Annotated in this window: 11 protein-coding genes; 7 read left to right on the top strand and 4 right to left on the bottom strand. The window is 64.3% G+C overall.

The features are described from left to right. Positions 1-102: 102 nt before the first annotated feature. Complete coding sequence (aat, locus tag OKA05_RS18890; RefSeq protein WP_264488745.1) at positions 103-747, top strand: leucyl/phenylalanyl-tRNA--protein transferase; 645 nt, start codon at positions 103-105, stop codon at positions 745-747. A gap of 326 nt (positions 748-1,073) precedes the next feature. Here aat and OKA05_RS18885 read toward each other — a convergent pair whose 3' ends face one another. Continuing rightward, entirely contained in the window at positions 1,074-5,084 is a 4,011-nt protein-coding gene (locus OKA05_RS18885) for a beta strand repeat-containing protein (protein ID WP_264488744.1), read from the bottom strand. Positions 5,085-5,232: 148 nt separating this feature from the next. Between OKA05_RS18885 and OKA05_RS18880 the strand changes: the two genes are divergently transcribed. The 5 genes from OKA05_RS18880 to OKA05_RS18860 all read left to right on the top strand — a co-directional run bounded on the left by OKA05_RS18880 (position 5,233) and on the right by OKA05_RS18860 (position 11,290). After that, entirely contained in the window at positions 5,233-6,312 is a 1,080-nt protein-coding gene (locus tag OKA05_RS18880; protein ID WP_264488743.1) for a substrate-binding domain-containing protein, read from the top strand. A 103-nt stretch (positions 6,313-6,415) separates the two neighbouring features. Beyond that, the gene (locus tag OKA05_RS18875; RefSeq protein WP_264488742.1) at positions 6,416-6,688 is read left to right on the top strand and encodes a WXG100 family type VII secretion target; all 273 of its coding nucleotides are present in this window, start codon (positions 6,416-6,418) and stop codon (positions 6,686-6,688) included. A gap of 3 nt (positions 6,689-6,691) precedes the next feature. Next, positions 6,692-7,219 carry a hypothetical protein gene (locus OKA05_RS18870; RefSeq protein ID WP_264488741.1) on the top strand — a complete coding sequence of 176 codons (528 nt, stop codon included), beginning with the start codon at positions 6,692-6,694 and terminating at the stop codon, positions 7,217-7,219. After that, the gene (locus OKA05_RS18865; RefSeq protein WP_264488740.1) at positions 7,216-7,428 is read left to right on the top strand and encodes a hypothetical protein; all 213 of its coding nucleotides are present in this window, start codon (positions 7,216-7,218) and stop codon (positions 7,426-7,428) included. The genes OKA05_RS18870 and OKA05_RS18865 overlap by 4 nt, the downstream gene beginning before the upstream one ends. After that, entirely contained in the window at positions 7,412-11,290 is a 3,879-nt protein-coding gene (locus OKA05_RS18860) for an FtsK/SpoIIIE domain-containing protein (RefSeq protein ID WP_264488739.1), read from the top strand. The genes OKA05_RS18865 and OKA05_RS18860 overlap by 17 nt, the downstream gene beginning before the upstream one ends. Positions 11,291-11,510: 220 nt before the next feature. Here OKA05_RS18860 and OKA05_RS18855 read toward each other — a convergent pair whose 3' ends face one another. The 3 genes from OKA05_RS18855 to OKA05_RS18845 all read right to left on the bottom strand — a co-directional run bounded on the left by OKA05_RS18855 (position 11,511) and on the right by OKA05_RS18845 (position 14,206). Continuing rightward, positions 11,511-11,915 (bottom strand): hypothetical protein, encoded by a 405-nt coding sequence (locus OKA05_RS18855; protein ID WP_264488738.1) that lies wholly within the window; start codon positions 11,913-11,915, stop codon positions 11,511-11,513. Positions 11,916-11,980: 65 nt separating this feature from the next. After that, positions 11,981-12,733, bottom strand: a complete 753-nt coding sequence (locus OKA05_RS18850) for a 7-carboxy-7-deazaguanine synthase QueE (RefSeq protein ID WP_264488737.1) — start codon at positions 12,731-12,733, stop codon at positions 11,981-11,983. A gap of 120 nt (positions 12,734-12,853) precedes the next feature. Next, complete coding sequence (locus OKA05_RS18845; RefSeq protein ID WP_264488736.1) at positions 12,854-14,206, bottom strand: hypothetical protein; 1,353 nt, start codon at positions 14,204-14,206, stop codon at positions 12,854-12,856. A gap of 116 nt (positions 14,207-14,322) precedes the next feature. Between OKA05_RS18845 and OKA05_RS18840 the strand changes: the two genes are divergently transcribed. Then, positions 14,323-14,982, top strand: a complete 660-nt coding sequence (locus OKA05_RS18840) for a hypothetical protein (protein WP_264488735.1) — start codon at positions 14,323-14,325, stop codon at positions 14,980-14,982. Position 14,983: the final 1 nt, after the last annotated feature.

The raw sequence follows: 14,983 nt of genomic DNA, 5'->3' as shown, positions 1-14,983 counted from the left end.
AAGGGTAGGGGCGGTGTGGGCCGGAGTCCAAACCCGAAATTTCCCGGTTCTTTCGTAAGCTTCACGTGACTTCTGAGAAATGGGTTTGAGCTAGGGCAGGGCATGGGACAGATTGCGCAGCGTCGCGTGTCCGGATTCCCGCCAGCCCAAATCATCCCGCCCCAGGTGCTGCTAGGCGCCTATGCCCAAGGAGTTTTCCCGATGGCCGACGCGGGGGAGCTGACGTGGTTTTCGCCGTTGATGCGCGGCATCATCCCGCTGGACGGCGGTTTCCACGTGCCGCACGGGCTAAAGCGCTCGATGAAAAAGTCGCCCTTCGAAGTGAAGTGGAACTCCGACTTCCGCGGGACCATGCAGGGCTGCGCTTCCCGCGAGCGGACGTGGATCGATGCGACGATTCTGGAGAGCTACTGCCTGCTGCACCGGTTGGGCTATGCGCACTCGGTGGAAGTGCACGATGCCGAGGGCCTGCAAGGGGGGCTCTACGGTGTGGCCCTCGGAGGGGCGTTCTTTGGCGAAAGCATGTTTTCCCGCAAGACGGACGCCTCGAAGGTGGCGCTCGTGGCGCTGGTCGAGGAACTCCGCGCGCGGGGGTTCGTTTTGTTAGACACGCAATGGCTGACCGAGCACCTGCGCCGCTTCGGCGGGCAGGAAATCCCGCGGGACGAGTATCAGCGGCGGCTGCGGGTGGCGATCGGCTCGCTGGAGGAGGGATTCCATCCTCCCAAGCTCGGGCCGGAGGCGTGAGGGGCGGTTTGAAATTAGCGGGCGATACGGGGATCTGCCCAGGGCGTGAGGGCCTGAGGAGAACCCGGGACCGCTGGTCTTCAGACCGGCTTGAGTGGTCCCCGTGACCAGCCCAAGGCATGAAGGCCGAGGGGAGGAGCCCTGGAGTGCCGTTTCAATACCAGCGTCGAGGGACCATTCGAGCCGTTGTGAATAGCGGCATCGGGGGACCATTCAGGCCGGTCTGAAGACCGGCGCTCCCGGGAAATACGCTCCCGGGAAATACGAACGCCGCGCAGACCCCTCCACGCGGCGTTCTCTGTCCCTCTCAGACCTCGGAGGAATCCTTATTCAAGGTCAACCCGCAGGCGTGCGAAGAGCTTGCCGCTCCCGGTGAGCGCGCGCGGGATCTTGACCGTGACGAGATCCGGCGTGCCGTCGACCTCGCTGATGAGCACTCCATTCGTGTTGTGCTCGGCCTTGGTCCATCCCGCCAGGGTGCTGCCATACTGCACGTAGGGCTGCTGGGCCAAGGGCATGGAGGCGGCAGCATCGGTGCGGCGGTAGGTGAAGTTCAGGTAGGTGGCGTCGGTGGTGATGGTTGGCAGCAGCCCGTTGGAGTTCGAACCGGCACCGGGAGCGGGGTTGCCTCCGATGACGAATTCGATGCCGTTCGCGATGCCGTCGCCATCGGAGTCGAGGGCGGGGTTGGCCGGGACGCCGTTGGCGCTGGCCCAGGTGCTGAAGGGATTGCCGGTGCCGGGGGCATAGACCAGCGAGAGGGAATTCGCGGTGGCCTGAACCGACCAGGAGCCGGTGCCGGTGAAGCCCGGGGCTTGGACCAGGATGGCGGCCGGGTCGAAGCCGGTGATGGCGTTGGTCGAATTGGCGATGACGAAGGTCTTGGGCCCCTCGGTGAAATTAGCAGCGGTTCCCGAAACGACGATGGTCAGCTTGCTGGCCGGGGTCGCGGTGAAGGCCAGATTGGCCGCATTCAACAAGTCCCAGCCGGTGCCCGCAACGCCGGTCCAGTCGGCGACTTCCCACGCGTAGGCGGAGCCGGGGCCGAAGGTGACGGAGCTGGTTGCCGAAAGGGTGCCGGCCGAGTTTCCGGGAGCAAGGGTGCCACTGACGGCGACCGCGCCACTGATGGGGCCGGTGCCGCCGAGCGTGCCGGTGGAGGTCACGGTGACCGGACCGTTGCCGGTTGCCGCATTGAACCTGAGGGTGCCTCCTTCGACCGAGGTGCCGCCGGTGTAGGTGGTGGCAGCGGCCAAGGTGAAGGTGCTGGATCCCTTCTTCACGAGGGACAAGCCGCCAGTGCCGTTGTTGATGGCACCGTTGTAGGAGTGGTCGGTGGTGCCATCGATACTCAGCACGGAGGGAGTGGCGGCGGAGTTGGTGACCGTGGCGGCGAAAGTGGTGGCACGGTTAAGCTGGGACAGCGTCTGATTGAAGCCATTCAGGTCGAGGGTGCCAGCCGCGGAGATCGCCAGCCGGAGCTGGGCGACGCTGCTGATGCCATTGTTCGCCCCGAGACGGATCGTGTCCTGACCTTGGTCCAGGCGCGGGTAAGTGCCGCCACCGGCGAGGATGACGGTGCCAGCGCGGATATTCGGGACGACCCCGTTCAGCACGATGATCTGCCCGTTGATCCGCAGGCTGGAACCGGTGCCGGTGGTGGCGATGTGACCGCCGTTACCGACGCCGGAGGAGATGGTGACGTTGCCATTGATCGTGGACGCCGAGCCACCCGCTGCGACGACCGGGCCGAGGAAGCCGGTCAGGCCGGCAGAGCTCAGGATGAAGTTGTTCGGGACGGTGACGCCTTCGAGGTCGACCCGGGCGGTCAGGGTGTTATTGACTGCACCGATGGTCACGTCGCCGGTGCCGAGACCGCTGTTGTTGGTGACGCGGATGATGCCATTGGTATTCCGGGTGCCGCCGGAGTAGGTGTTGTTTCCGGTGAGCAGCAGGGTGCCGACGTCGTCCTTGCGGAGGCGTCCGGCACCGGTGACCGGTGCATTCACGGTGAAGGTCTGGCTGCCCCAGGTGGTGAAGGTTCCTTCCTTCCCTTCATTGATAATGACCTCGCGGGTCGCGCCGATGGTGCCCGCAGCACCGGTGGACTGCTGGAGGCTGGCGGTGCCTTCGTTGTTGTTGAAGGTGTCGACCGGGGTGCCGTCGAAGATGATCTTGTTGGTGGTGTTGCCAAACGAGCCATCGCTGCTGGCACCGGCTGCGAAGCGCAGGCGACCGGAGGTGATCGTGAGGTTGCCGGTGAAGGTATTCCCGGTGTTGTTCAGATTCAGCCGGGCGGTCGGGTTGGCGGCGTCGCGATTGTAGGCGAGGTTGCCGGTGCCGCTGATCACGTTGCTGAAGGTCATTTCCGCCGCGCTTTCGGCGTTGATGGTGGCGTTTCCGGCGAGGGTGATCGGCCCGGAAAGGTTGACCGCACCGGTGTCGGTGAGATTGCCGAGGCTGAAGCTGTTGCCGATGGTCACGGCATTGGCCAGCGTGCGGGCGGTGCCGCTGTCACTGCTCAAGCCCCCGCCGTTCATGGTCAGGGGGCCGGTACCGAGCGCGGCATTGTTGCCGACGCGGATCTTGCCGGCGCTCATGGTGGTGCCGCCGTCGTAGGTATTTGCTCCGGTGAGCGTGAGAGCTCCCGCGCCCTGTTTGGCGATCGCGAACGAGCCGGCTCCGTCGGTGATGACTCCTGTGAAGGACAGGCCGCCGTTGTCGGTCACGTCGCCCAGTGTCACGGAAGCATTGATCGCCACCGGGACTGCGAGAGAGCGCGCGGTGGTGCCGTTGCTGGAGATCGAGCCACCATTGATCGTGAGGGGGCCGGTGCCGAGTGCGGTGTTGCTGCCGAGGCGGACCCTGCCGTCATTGATGGTGGAGCCGCCGCTAAAGGTGTTGGCGGTGTTGATGGTCAGCATGCCGGTGCCGGACTTGGAAAGCGTGCCGGTGCCGCCGAGCGAGCCGATGCCGCCGAGCGTGTAGTCGTTGGTGCTGTGGTTGAAGATCATCGAGCCGGGCAGCAGCGTTCCGATCACGTTGGGAGTGGTCGAGCCGGTGGTGTTGCCGAAGGTGACATGGTCGTAGTTGCGGAACTTGTCGGGGCTGCCGCCGTTGTTCCAGTTGAGGGCGACGTTGCTGTCCCAGTCGTTTTCAAAGCCCGTTTCATTGCCGAGCCAGGTGAGGCTGACCGGAACTCCGGCGAAGGAAACGGTGACCTTGCCGTTGGTGCCGCTGCCGTTGTTCACGGTGGCGACGACTCTTCCGGTATCTCCGGTATCAATGAAGGGAGCCGTGACGAGGGTGCCACCGTAGGTAACGACGTCGAAGGATTTTCCCGCGGGATTGCTGGCGTGGGTGAGGTTGATCGCCCCGCCAGTAAAGTCCGCGTTGCCAGTGGTGATCAGCTTGCCGTCCTTGGTGCCACCCACGGTGAGGTTGATGGCTCCCCCGGCTTGATTGATCGTGCCAAGGGAAAGGTGGGCGGTGCCGACGGCGGCAGTGCCGTTCGTCACGGTGAGTCCGGCAGCGGGCGCGCTCCAGTCGCGGTTGTTGAATTTGAGCTGGGACTTGTCGTTCTGGAGTGTGATCCCGGAGAGGCTGTCGAAGGCCCCGGTGGCATTGCTTTCAAGGATCGCCTGGCGGCCCACCGTCACCGTGCCGGTGCCGAGGGCATTGAGAGCGTCGGCGCGAAGGCGGACATTGCGCTCGGCCATCGTGGCGGTGGAGTCGAGGAACCAATTGCCGGCGTAGGCGCTGCTGGCGACGTTGGCATAGTTGTCCTTGCTGTTGCCTCCGCTGTTCGTGGAAAACTGGCTGGCGATGATCTGGATGGTGGCGGTGGCCGGGCCGGTGATCGCGCCGAGGGTGAGGCGCTGGTCATAGTTGCCAACGGAATGGTTGATCGTGACGGTGGAGGAGGGGGCCACCGCGAAGCCATTGGTGAGGGTGAAGTTGGTCCCGGCACCGCCGCGGACTTGGACACTGGAGCCATCCTGCAGGGTCAGGCTGGGGATGGTGTAGGTCCACGTCGGGAAGCTGGAGTTATGGATGGAATCCAGAAAAAGCGTGCCGCCGTTCTGGATCGTCAGCGAGCCACCATCAAAGGCGCGGGTGGAACTCCCTTGGTTGGTGGTGCGGGCATCGCCATCGATCGCGATGGCGTTAGGGACGAAGTAGGCATTGCCTGCTACGGGGACCGCATTATCGGACCAAGTGGCGGCGGCCATCCAGTCGCCGTTGGTAACGGCATTGATATCAACAGCGCCGGCTTGGCCCAGCAGGGCTGCGGGTAGGGCGAGGGGAAGAAGGATCGAGAATTTGGTCGAGGTCATGGCATCAATACGTGGTTTTTCGCACGGAAAACGTGCTTCGAGGTCAACGCGGCGAGCCGTAAGCTGTCTGACATCTTTTTCAAGGTCGGCTTCTCGCTTGAAGCGGTTTAACTTCTGTCAGACAAGTTCGACAGATTTTGAGAACGTGATGAAAGCGGTCAGGAAGCACACGTTGGCTGCGGAGGCGGAGCGGGAGCTACGGGCGGCAATCCTTGGCGGGCAATTCGGCAAGACGCTGCCGGGCCTGCGGGTTTTGGCGCAGGCGCTCGGGGTGAGCCCGCCCACGGTGGCCGATGCCCTGAAGACCTTGGTGGCTGAAGGATTGGTGACGGCTGGCGGCCCGCGGCGACGGATGGAAGTCGTCGCGGAAACCGGCCCACGGGAGCTGCTGGACCGGCCTGACCGGATCCTGTGGTTCGTCACGGCGGTGGGCGTGGACAAGGCGACCCACGGAATCACGGATATGACGTCGTTTCTCCAGCAGATGCTTGCCGGCGCAGGTTGGCAGGTCCGCCATCGGGTGCTGGCGTTCGGTTACTCGGAAAATCGCAGCAACCAGTGGGATCGCATGATGGAGGCGGAGCGGCCGGATGCGATGATCGCGTGGGGGGGGCGCCCGGCCCTGGCGAAATGGGCGACACAGCGGAAACTACGGACGCTTTTCGTGGGCGGGGCCACGGAAGGAAAGGAAGTGACGATGTTCGCGGTGCGCTCCGTGGACATGGTGAGTCACGCCGTTGCGGAACTGCTCGCACTTGGCCACCGGCGGCTCTTCCTGCCGATGTGCAACCGCCCGGCGAGCACGGTGAAAGCGGTGCGGCAGGCGGTGGCGCAGCCGCTGCGGGCGTTGGGCGTGAAGGGGCAAACCAAGGACTTGGTTCCGGAATCTTCCTACCAGGGTGGATCCGTGATCGAGGCCATGGTGCTGCAAGCCCTGCGCAGCCATTCGCCCACGGGGTGGATCTTCTTTGATTGGCGGGAGTTCCTCGCTGCGGCCTGTGTCTTTCGCGATCTGGGGCTGAAAGTGCCGGATGACCTGTCGATGATCGTGCTCTCGGAGGATCCGGTCATGACGTGGTACCGGCCGGCTCCCGCGCACTTTCGCCAGCCGTTGGAAACGATGGCGAAGGAGGTGGTGGAGTGGATGCTGGACGAGTCGGCGACCGGGAACCGCTACTTCGCGGCGGACTGGTTTCCGGGCGAAAGCCTGGCCGCGCCGAAGGGGTGAAACCTGCGCCGGACTGCGGGGTTTCCCCGTGCAGGTGAAATTTCCCGCACGACGCTGCGGGTAATTCCTCGACCTCTCGCAAACCCCACCGGAAATTGCCGTCATGTCGCAAGCGATCATCGATCCTGAGGAAGTCCGCCGCTTCGCCGCGGAATTGAAGCGCTTCAATAATGATGTGAAGGAGCGCACCACCTCGCTGATGTCCCGTTTCGCCGCGCTGGGCGACAGTTGGCAGGACCAGGAGCACGAGAAGTTTTCCGCGGAGTTTCTCCAGATGATGAAGACGATGAAGCGCTTCATCGAACTCTCCGACCAGCACGGGCCCTACCTGCTGCGCAAGGCGGACCGCATCCAGCAGTACCTCGACCAGCGCTGATTCATGGATAGCCAGGCACGGGTGGGATCGATCGGCGCTTTGGAAGGATTCCGGGCGGCGCTGATCCGCTATACGGAACGGGGACGGCGCGCGCTCGACGACGTGACCGGGGAGGTCAAGCGCACCCGCGGCTGGCTGGAGACCGAGCAGCGCCAGAAATGGGAAGGCGAATTCCGCCGTCGTAGCCGGATCCTGGAGCAGGCGGAGCAGGAACTGTACAGCGCGCGGATGTCGTCCATGCGCAACGACAAGACTGCCCAGCAGATGGCGGTCAACAAGGCCCGGCGATCTCTCGTGGAAGCCGAGGAGAAGCTCGCCGTGCTCAAGCGCTGGCGACAGACTTACGACGGGCGGGTCGAGACGCTCGCCAAGCAGCTCGAAAGCCTGCACGACACGCTTTCCCGGCAGATGCCCAAGGCGGTGGTGTCGCTTTCCAATTCGGTCCGCCTGCTGCAAGACTACGCCGAAGTCCACGCCCCGCCGCGCGAGGTGACGGGCGGCGGCGAAACCACCACTGAACCACCACCATGAGCCTGGGTGCCAGCAAGTCGCTCCTCAATGAGGCTAACCGCGAGCTATTCATGCGCTGGGAAGAGACCCGCGCGTCGTGGCGCGATGCCAAGGCCATTGACTTCGAAAAAGAGTTCCTCGCCGGCCTGCCGCAGGCCGTCGCCACCGCCACGCGGGTGATCGAGGAACTCGATGCCCTGCTTTCCAAACTCCATGCCGACTGTGATTGACCCCCTGCACCCCGAGCGCGTCCGCGAGCTCCTGCTGCGGCTGCAAGCTGCCGTTTCGTCCATCGCCGGACGCGAGGCCGCGCTTTCCCGCACCCACGCTGCGAGCGTGCTGGCAGCCAGGCGTCACTCGAGCGCCCGTCGCGAAGCGGGTGAGGCTGACCGCGCCGCCCGGCAGCAGCGACTGATGGTGCAGTCGGATTCCGAGCAGGAAGCCGAGGTGCTGAAGTACGAGGCCCGTCGTAGCCGGATGACCCGCGCCGCCCAATCCGCTCATGCGGGTCTGGCAAGGCGGGTGCGCTCCGAGAAGGATCGCCAGGTGGGCCAGCGCCAGGCGCAAACGATGCGCAGCAAGGAGGAAGCGAAGGAACTCTGGGAACGTGCCCGGCAGGATCACCGCGAGTTCGCCCAGGGAATCGCGGCGGACCTCGAGGGGACGGCTGCGAGCGCACGTGCCGCGGTCAGGGTGTTGCGGGGCTTTCAGCCGTGGTTCAGCCTAATGCTGCGGAAGGGCAAGTTCGTCAAAGGCGAGCAGCCCGACACCAGCAAGGACCGCGAAACCCTGCGGAGCGAGAGCCAGCAGTATCGTGAGGCCGCGGGTGATCAGCTCGCCGGGTTGAAGCGGAATCCGCTGGCGGCGCTGTTCCGCTGGCTGCCACTCACCGCCGTGCTGCTGGTGATCGGCGGCGTCTTCGGCTACCTGATCTACCGCGAGCCGGATCGGGCCGCGGCCTTTGCCGAGCTGGAGCCGAAGCTGCTGCTCGCCCTGCTCATCCCGTGCGGGCTGCATTTGCTTTCGACGATCCTGCTTTTCCCCGCGGTGCGCCGGATGGCGGTTGCTCTGCAATCCTCGCGAAACTTCGGCGCTGGTGCCGCTGCCGTCTCTGAGGCCAAAGTCACGGAACTCGGTGAGAGCCTGAAGAGGGAAGTCGCCCAGCAAAGCGAAGGACTTAGCGAGACGCTGCGTGGCAGTGAAGAGATCGGCCAGGATCTGATGCAACGGGGACGCCGCAAGATCGAGACGCAGGTCGCCCGCTTGCCCGCGAAAGCCGAAGCGCTGCACCGTCGTAACCTTTCCTATGTGGCCGCCCGGATGCAACAGGCGGTCTCCGATCTCAATGCCCACACCGGAGCGGAAAATGCCGCCCGGGAATCCGAATATGCCGCGGCGGTCGCTGCGGCGGACGCGACGCGGCAGGCGGGCGTGGACCAGTTGCTCCAGGAGTGGGAGGAGCAGGTCAGGCCGGTTCACACCGAATTGTTAGGCTTGGGTGAGCAAGTGGACGGCCGCTTTCCTGAATGGAGCGCGGAGTGGGTCTCGACATGGACGCCGCCGGAATCCTCCGAACGCGTGGTGCCCTTCGGCAAGCTGCACGTTGCGCTCAAGGATTTGGCCGGCGGGATGCCGGAGGACGCCAGTTTCACGCTCGATGGGCCCGCGGACTTCGACGTGCCGCTGGCACTCGGCTTTCCGGATCGCGGCTCGGTCTTGTTAGAAGGCGATGCTTCCGGAGCGGCGGCGACGATCAATGAGATCGTCCTGCGCGTGCTGACCACACATCCGGCAGGGCGAGCGATCTTCACGCTGATCGACCCGGTGGGACTCGGAAAGGATTTCGCCGGCTTGATGCACCTCGGCGACTATGAGGAGACGCTCATTCACGGACGCATCTGGACTCAGACGACGCAGATCGAGGAGCGGCTCGCGGAGATCAACGAGCATATCGAGAAGGTCATCCAGATGTACCTCCGCAATGAGTATGCGACGCTCGATGAATACAACGAGCAGGCGGGCACCGTGGCGGAGAAGCACCGCTTCGTGGTGATCTCGGGCTTTCCCGCAGGTTTCAGCGAGACGGCGTCGAAACGCCTGCTGAGCATCGCCACCAGTGGTGCGCGCTGCGGTGTCTATCTGTTGATTCACCGCGATCCGCGGCAGCCGGTCGAGGCGCCCTTGGCCGATGCCCTGGAGAAAGCCTGCCTGCGGCTGGTCCCGGACGGCGATGCCTATCGGCTCGCCAGCATGCCCACAGGGGCGGATCACGCGGTGCTTTCCGCGCCGCCAAAAGGCGAACTTGAGACGACGCTGGTCCATCGCCTCGGTCAGGCGAGCATCGACTCGAATCGCGTGGAGGTTCCGTTTTCGCACATCTCGCCTCCGGAAAGCGACTGGTGGTCTAATAGCACCGGCGATGAGCTGCGGGTGCCGATCGGCCGGAGCGGCGCGAAGAAGTTCCAGATGCTCGCGCTGGGCAAAGGCACGCGCCAGCACGCGCTGATCGCCGGTAAGACGGGCTCGGGCAAATCGACGCTCTTCCACGTGATGATCACCAACCTCGCGCTGCAATGCAGCCCGGATGAGGTGGAGTTCTACCTTGTGGACTTCAAGAAGGGCGTCGAATTCAAGTGCTACGGCACCAAGCGCCTGCCGCATGCCAAGGTGGTGGCGATCGAGAGCGACCGCGAATTCGGTCTCAGCGTGCTGCATCGCGTGGATGACGAGCTGCGGCGCCGCGGTGAGCTGTTCCGCAAGGCCGGCTCGCAGGATGTGGCGGGCTACCGCAAGGCGACCGGGCAGCCCTTGCCGCGGACCTTGCTGATGATCGACGAGTTCCAGGAAATCTTCACCGAGGACGATGCGGTCGCGCAATCGGCATCGCTCTTGTTAGACCGGATCGTGAGACAGGGCCGAGCCTTCGGCATCCACGTGATCCTCGGTTCGCAGACGCTGGGCGGTGCCTACACGTTGGCCCGTGCGACGATCGGGCAGATGGTCGTGCGCATCGCGCTCCAGTGCAACGAGGCTGATGCCTACCTGATCATGGATGACGACAATCCCGCGCCGCGTCTGCTGACCCGGCCGGGCGAGGGGATCTACAACGACAACGCTGGCGCGCTCGCGGCGAACAGTCCTTTCCAGACCGTGTGGCTTTCGGAGGACGAGCGGAATCGTCTGTTGGATCGCATTACAGACTTGGCCGCGGAGCAGGGGAGAAAGCCGGCCGCACCGGTGGTCTTCGAGGGCAATGCCCCGGCAGACATCGATGCGAATGTCGAACTCGCCGGACTGCTGCGCGAGCGTCCGCAATCCCGCCCGGCGGAGGTCAAGGCATGGTTGGGCGAGCCAAATGCGATCAAGGGGCCGACCGAGGCGCCGTTCGCCCGGCGCAGTGGCAGTCATTTGTTGGTGGTGGGTCAGTCGGACGAACGGGTGGCCACCTTGTTGGAAGTCGCGACACTGTCGCTGGCGGCGGGCCTGCCTGCCGAAGGCGGGCGTTTCTTGATCCTAGATGGCAGCGGTGCTTCGAAGCGACTCGCCGGCATCCTGCCGCACGATGTGAAAGTCGTGGGACCGGCGGGTGTGGCGGATGCCTTCGGAGACCTCGCCGCGGAACTTGCGAAGCGGAGCGCCGGTGAAAGCGACGGACCGGAGATCTTCGTGGTGATCCATGGGATGCAGCGGTTCAAGAAACTGCGGCAGGAGGATGACTTCCTGTTCTCGATGGACGATGGCCCCGCGGGCCCGAATCCGGCGAAGGTTCTGGCCGATCTCGCCAGCGAAGGCGGTTCAGTGGGAATCCACCTGATCGCGGGTGTGGATACCTGGAACAACGTGGGCCGCTGGCTGCCGCGCAAGGTGATGGGGGAGTTCGAGATGCGCGTGTTGTTCCAGATGAGCGCGAACGACTCAGCCAACCTCATCGACTCGCCCGCTGCGGGGAATCTCGGGCTGCACCGCGCGCTGCTCTACAACGAGGCCCACGGGACGACGGAAACCTTCCGTCCCTATGCCGAGCCCGAAGGCGATTGGTGGGAGAGAGCGGCCGAGCAGATGAAGCCGAATGCCTTGGGGGCGGTGGGGTAATCTGAGGGGAAGGCAAATCACCAATCATCAATCCTCCAATCATCAATCAGACTGCATGAAGAGGCAGGACCGCTGACGCCACGGGTGGAGCTCCCGACAAAGGCGTCGCCTTTTCATTCTTCCAAACACTTCGATTGGTGATTGGGAGATTGATGATTGGTGATTTCCGAACGACGGGAATCTTCGATCACCACAGCGGTAATTACCGTCGAGCGAGGCCTCAGAACCCGATCATCGAAACCAGCTCCGCGTCGTCGTATTTGCCGAGGTGGTCGGAGGCTTCGAGGAAGACTTCGTTTTCGAAATCCTCCTGCAGCTCGGCCAGAGTGGCATTAGGAGAGGGAGTTGCGACCATCTGGCGGTCGTCGGTTCCGGGCTGGGACTGAAGGGTGAGGACGACCGCTACCAATGCGGCGGCTCCGGCGAGGGTGGTGCCGATCGCTGCGGGGATCCAGATGCGGTTCCACCATGGCTTTTCCTGTCCTTCGAGGCGCGCGGCGCGGACCACGTTGGAGGCGAAGTTCGGGCTCGGCCGAACGGCGCGGCTTTCCCGCAGGAGTTCCCAGACGGGGTCCTTTTCAAGATCGCTAGCGAAGTCGCTGGAGGAGTGTTGGTCGCGCTTCATGGTGACAGGAGGCAGTTTCCGGCGGAAGAAACCGGCTTGCGAGGCAAAAGTTGCTGCGGGATTTCTCACACCCCCCGCTTGTCGCCCCACAGCCGGACATGGAGGCGGTCGCAGAAGCGCCAGCCGTGGAGCATGCACGGGGCCGTGAGCGCTGCCGCGTGATGATCGAGTTCGGCGGAACTGCGACCTTCCGGCATGACCAACACCTTGCCCGCGGGGATGTTGTGCTCGGCGGTGAAGGCGAGGATTTCCGCCACATCGTCCGGGCCGCGGGCGACGAATTTGAACCAAGCTTTCGGGTCTTCCGCGAAGGACGAGATGACAGCTGGCACCGTCCGAAGCCGGGCTTCCATGCCGGAATTCCCCAGCTTGGGCGAGACGTTGAATTGGTTCACCGCCGAGCGGAACTCCGGGGTGGGCATCTTGGTGCCGTTGGTTTCCACCTCCAAGACGAAGGCGGGATCGATCGCCCGCAGTCCGGTGATCACCTCCAGCCACGCCTCCTGCTGGAGCAGCGGCTCGCCACCGGTCAGCACGACGCGGCGGCAGGGGAACGAGGCGACGTGGGAGACGATTTCGCCGACTGGAATCTCGATCGTAACGTCGGCCTTGCGATACTTGCGGTAGGCGGGGTCGGCGTCCTTGTCGTGCTGCCAGGGGGTTCCCTCGAAATTCCAGGTATGGTCGGTGTCGCACCAGCGGCAGTGAAGATTGCACAATGCAGCCCGCACGAAGATGGCCGACAGGCCCGCGGACACACCTTCACCCTGCAGAGTGAAGAAGATTTCGGGGCCGTCGTTCAGGCGCGCGAGGAGCATGGGAAGAGTTGAGAGTGGATGGTCTAGGGTTGAGAGTTTGAATCCCGGCACAGCGTGAACTGACCCGCGGCCGGATTTCGACTCTCAACTCTCAACTTTCAACCCTCAAGACCGGCGGGCTCACTCGAAGAACTTCTTCAGCGCCTTTTGCTCATCGGGATCGAGCGCGTCCTTCCACACCCGGTCGCCGCCGTCACCGGTGGCACCGGTTGCTCCGCCTGCACGGGGGCCGACGGCTGACTTGTCCACGTCGTGCTCGCCATCCTGAAGTTGAAGCAAATCGCCGGGCAGGGAGCGGGAAAGGTCCTTCGATTCGAGTCCGGTGAGGTCACCGGTATCAAGCCTCTGGCCTTCCGCGCCGAGCATGCCGGGGGAGTGACCCGGGCCACGGTCCACGCCGCCCTTGCCGCCCGGGCCATCGCCTTTCTCTTCGCCGGGTTCCTTTCCTTCCCCTTCGCCGTTGCCCTCGCCCTCGAGGAGTTCGTCGAGCCATTCATTGCCTTGGCCGCCTCCTTGGCAGTCCTTGCAGGCCTGACCGGCTTTTTTCATGGCGTCGCGGAGCTGCTGGAGCTGTTCCGGCGGGATCTGGCCGAGATTCTTCGGGTCGAGCTGCTTGAGCTGGTCGAGCAGTTGCGGGTTCGGCTTGAGCGCGCCGTTCTGTAGTCCTTGCAGGGCTTGGTCGAACTGGTTGAGCAGGCGGTCCTTCTCCGCGGCGGGCATGCCACCGGCGTTCTTCTCCAGATTGCCGAGGGCCTTGTCGGCGCGGGCAAGTTCGCGCTCGAGCTTCTCCACTTGGGCCGAGTGCTCCTTCTTCAAGCTATCGGTGGCCTCGAGCGAGGAATGACTGAACCAGTCTTCTTCCTCCTGCGCGCGCAGCTCCTCGAGCTTCTTCTTCATCTCCTCGATGTAGGTCTCATCGATCATTTCCTCCTCATTGAGGCGCTCCAGATCGGAATCGAGATTGTGCCATGCCAATGGCTCATCAGGCCGGTTGGCGTCCGGATCGGTGCGGGCGGAGACCGGGAGAAAGAGTCCGGCGGTGAGAAAGGCGAGCGCGGCCAAGGGCGGGACGATGACCCGCTGCCAATGCCACTCGACCCCGGCATCGACCTTGGGGGGCAACTCCGGCCACGGCGCGACGCCGGCCTTCGCCGCGGACAGCGCATTGCGCAGACGCATCGATGCCTCGATCCGCACCAGCGATTGCTCCGGCTTTTCAAAATGACGGCGGGCGACCAGCCAGGCGATGCCCGCGAGCAGCGCGACGGCGCTGAGGGCGGAAACCCCGAGGATCCATGCGGGAGAGCCAGGAAGCTCGCGGCGGATCAACAGCAGCACACAGGCACCGACGAGGCCCACAGTCACCAGCGGCGTGGAGAGTGTCTGGATCCACCATGCGAGGTTGATCTTGCGGGCCACGACAGCGGCGTGGCGGGTCCACGCGTCGCGGAGTTTTTCCGAGGGAGTTTGCATGATCCGGTTGCTAGACTAACGCCGCCAGCGGATCCCGCGATGCGAAAAATCTGCGATTTTCCATTCGGCCCATCCCAACTTGCGAATCTTCGCATCCACGGGTTTGATCCGGGCGAATGAGCGAATTGCCCGCCAAACCGGACTCCGATGGCTTTGCCAAGAAGATCGTGGAAACGATCACGGGTGCGATTGCCCGCATTCCCACCACGGAAATGACGGAGAGCCCGATGCCAGCCGAGGCTGCCCGGACCATCGCGCGCCAGGCATCGCTCAAGGCGGCTGCGGCAGCGGGGACACTCGGCCTGCCGCCGGGGCCGCTGGGCTGGCTGACCATCATTCCCGAGATGATGAAGGTCTGGCAGATCCAGACCCAGATGGTGGCCGACCTTGCTGGCGTTTACGGCCAGACTGCCTGCCTCTCCCGCGAGCAAATGACCTACTGCCTGTTCCGCCATGGCGCGGCGATGGCCGTGCGCGATCTGGTGGTGCGGATGGGCGAGCGCTATCTGGTGAAGCAGGTGTCGCTGCAGGCGTTCCAAGCGATCGCGAAGAAGATCGGCGTCAAGATCTCGCAGCGGGCGCTCGGCAAGGCGTTTTCCCGCTGGGTGCCAGTCGTGGGCGCGGTCGGCGTGGCGGGCTACGCCTATTTCGACACGGCGCAGGTCGCCAAGACGGCTATCGAGCTATTCGAGCGGGGGCTGGAGCCCTTCCCGGATGCACTTGGAGGGAGAGAGCCAGGACTCTTGGAATCGCGGGAATCACCACCGTCCGATTAAG

It is taken from the genome of Luteolibacter arcticus, from assembly GCF_025950235.1.
In the GTDB taxonomy this organism is placed as follows: domain Bacteria; phylum Verrucomicrobiota; class Verrucomicrobiia; order Verrucomicrobiales; family Akkermansiaceae; genus Haloferula; species Haloferula arctica.
Note: the sequence above shows the minus strand (reverse complement) of the source record. Positions and strands in the feature narration are given on the sequence as shown.

Coding starts and splice junctions, on each gene's coding strand:
- OKA05_RS18875 (WP_264488742.1), top strand. CDS start 6,416: ATGTCGCAAGCGATCATCGATCCTGAGGAAGTCCGCCGCTTCGCCGCG.
- OKA05_RS18880 (WP_264488743.1), top strand. CDS start 5,233: ATGAAAGCGGTCAGGAAGCACACGTTGGCTGCGGAGGCGGAGCGGGAG.
- OKA05_RS18865 (WP_264488740.1), top strand. CDS start 7,216: ATGAGCCTGGGTGCCAGCAAGTCGCTCCTCAATGAGGCTAACCGCGAG.
- OKA05_RS18870 (WP_264488741.1), top strand. CDS start 6,692: ATGGATAGCCAGGCACGGGTGGGATCGATCGGCGCTTTGGAAGGATTC.
- OKA05_RS18850 (WP_264488737.1), bottom strand. CDS start 12,733: ATGCTCCTCGCGCGCCTGAACGACGGCCCCGAAATCTTCTTCACTCTG.
- OKA05_RS18860 (WP_264488739.1), top strand. CDS start 7,412: ATGCCGACTGTGATTGACCCCCTGCACCCCGAGCGCGTCCGCGAGCTC.
- OKA05_RS18840 (WP_264488735.1), top strand. CDS start 14,323: ATGAGCGAATTGCCCGCCAAACCGGACTCCGATGGCTTTGCCAAGAAG.
- OKA05_RS18855 (WP_264488738.1), bottom strand. CDS start 11,915: ATGAAGCGCGACCAACACTCCTCCAGCGACTTCGCTAGCGATCTTGAA.
- aat (WP_264488745.1), top strand. CDS start 103: ATGGGACAGATTGCGCAGCGTCGCGTGTCCGGATTCCCGCCAGCCCAA.
- OKA05_RS18845 (WP_264488736.1), bottom strand. CDS start 14,206: ATGCAAACTCCCTCGGAAAAACTCCGCGACGCGTGGACCCGCCACGCC.
- OKA05_RS18885 (WP_264488744.1), bottom strand. CDS start 5,084: ATGACCTCGACCAAATTCTCGATCCTTCTTCCCCTCGCCCTACCCGCA.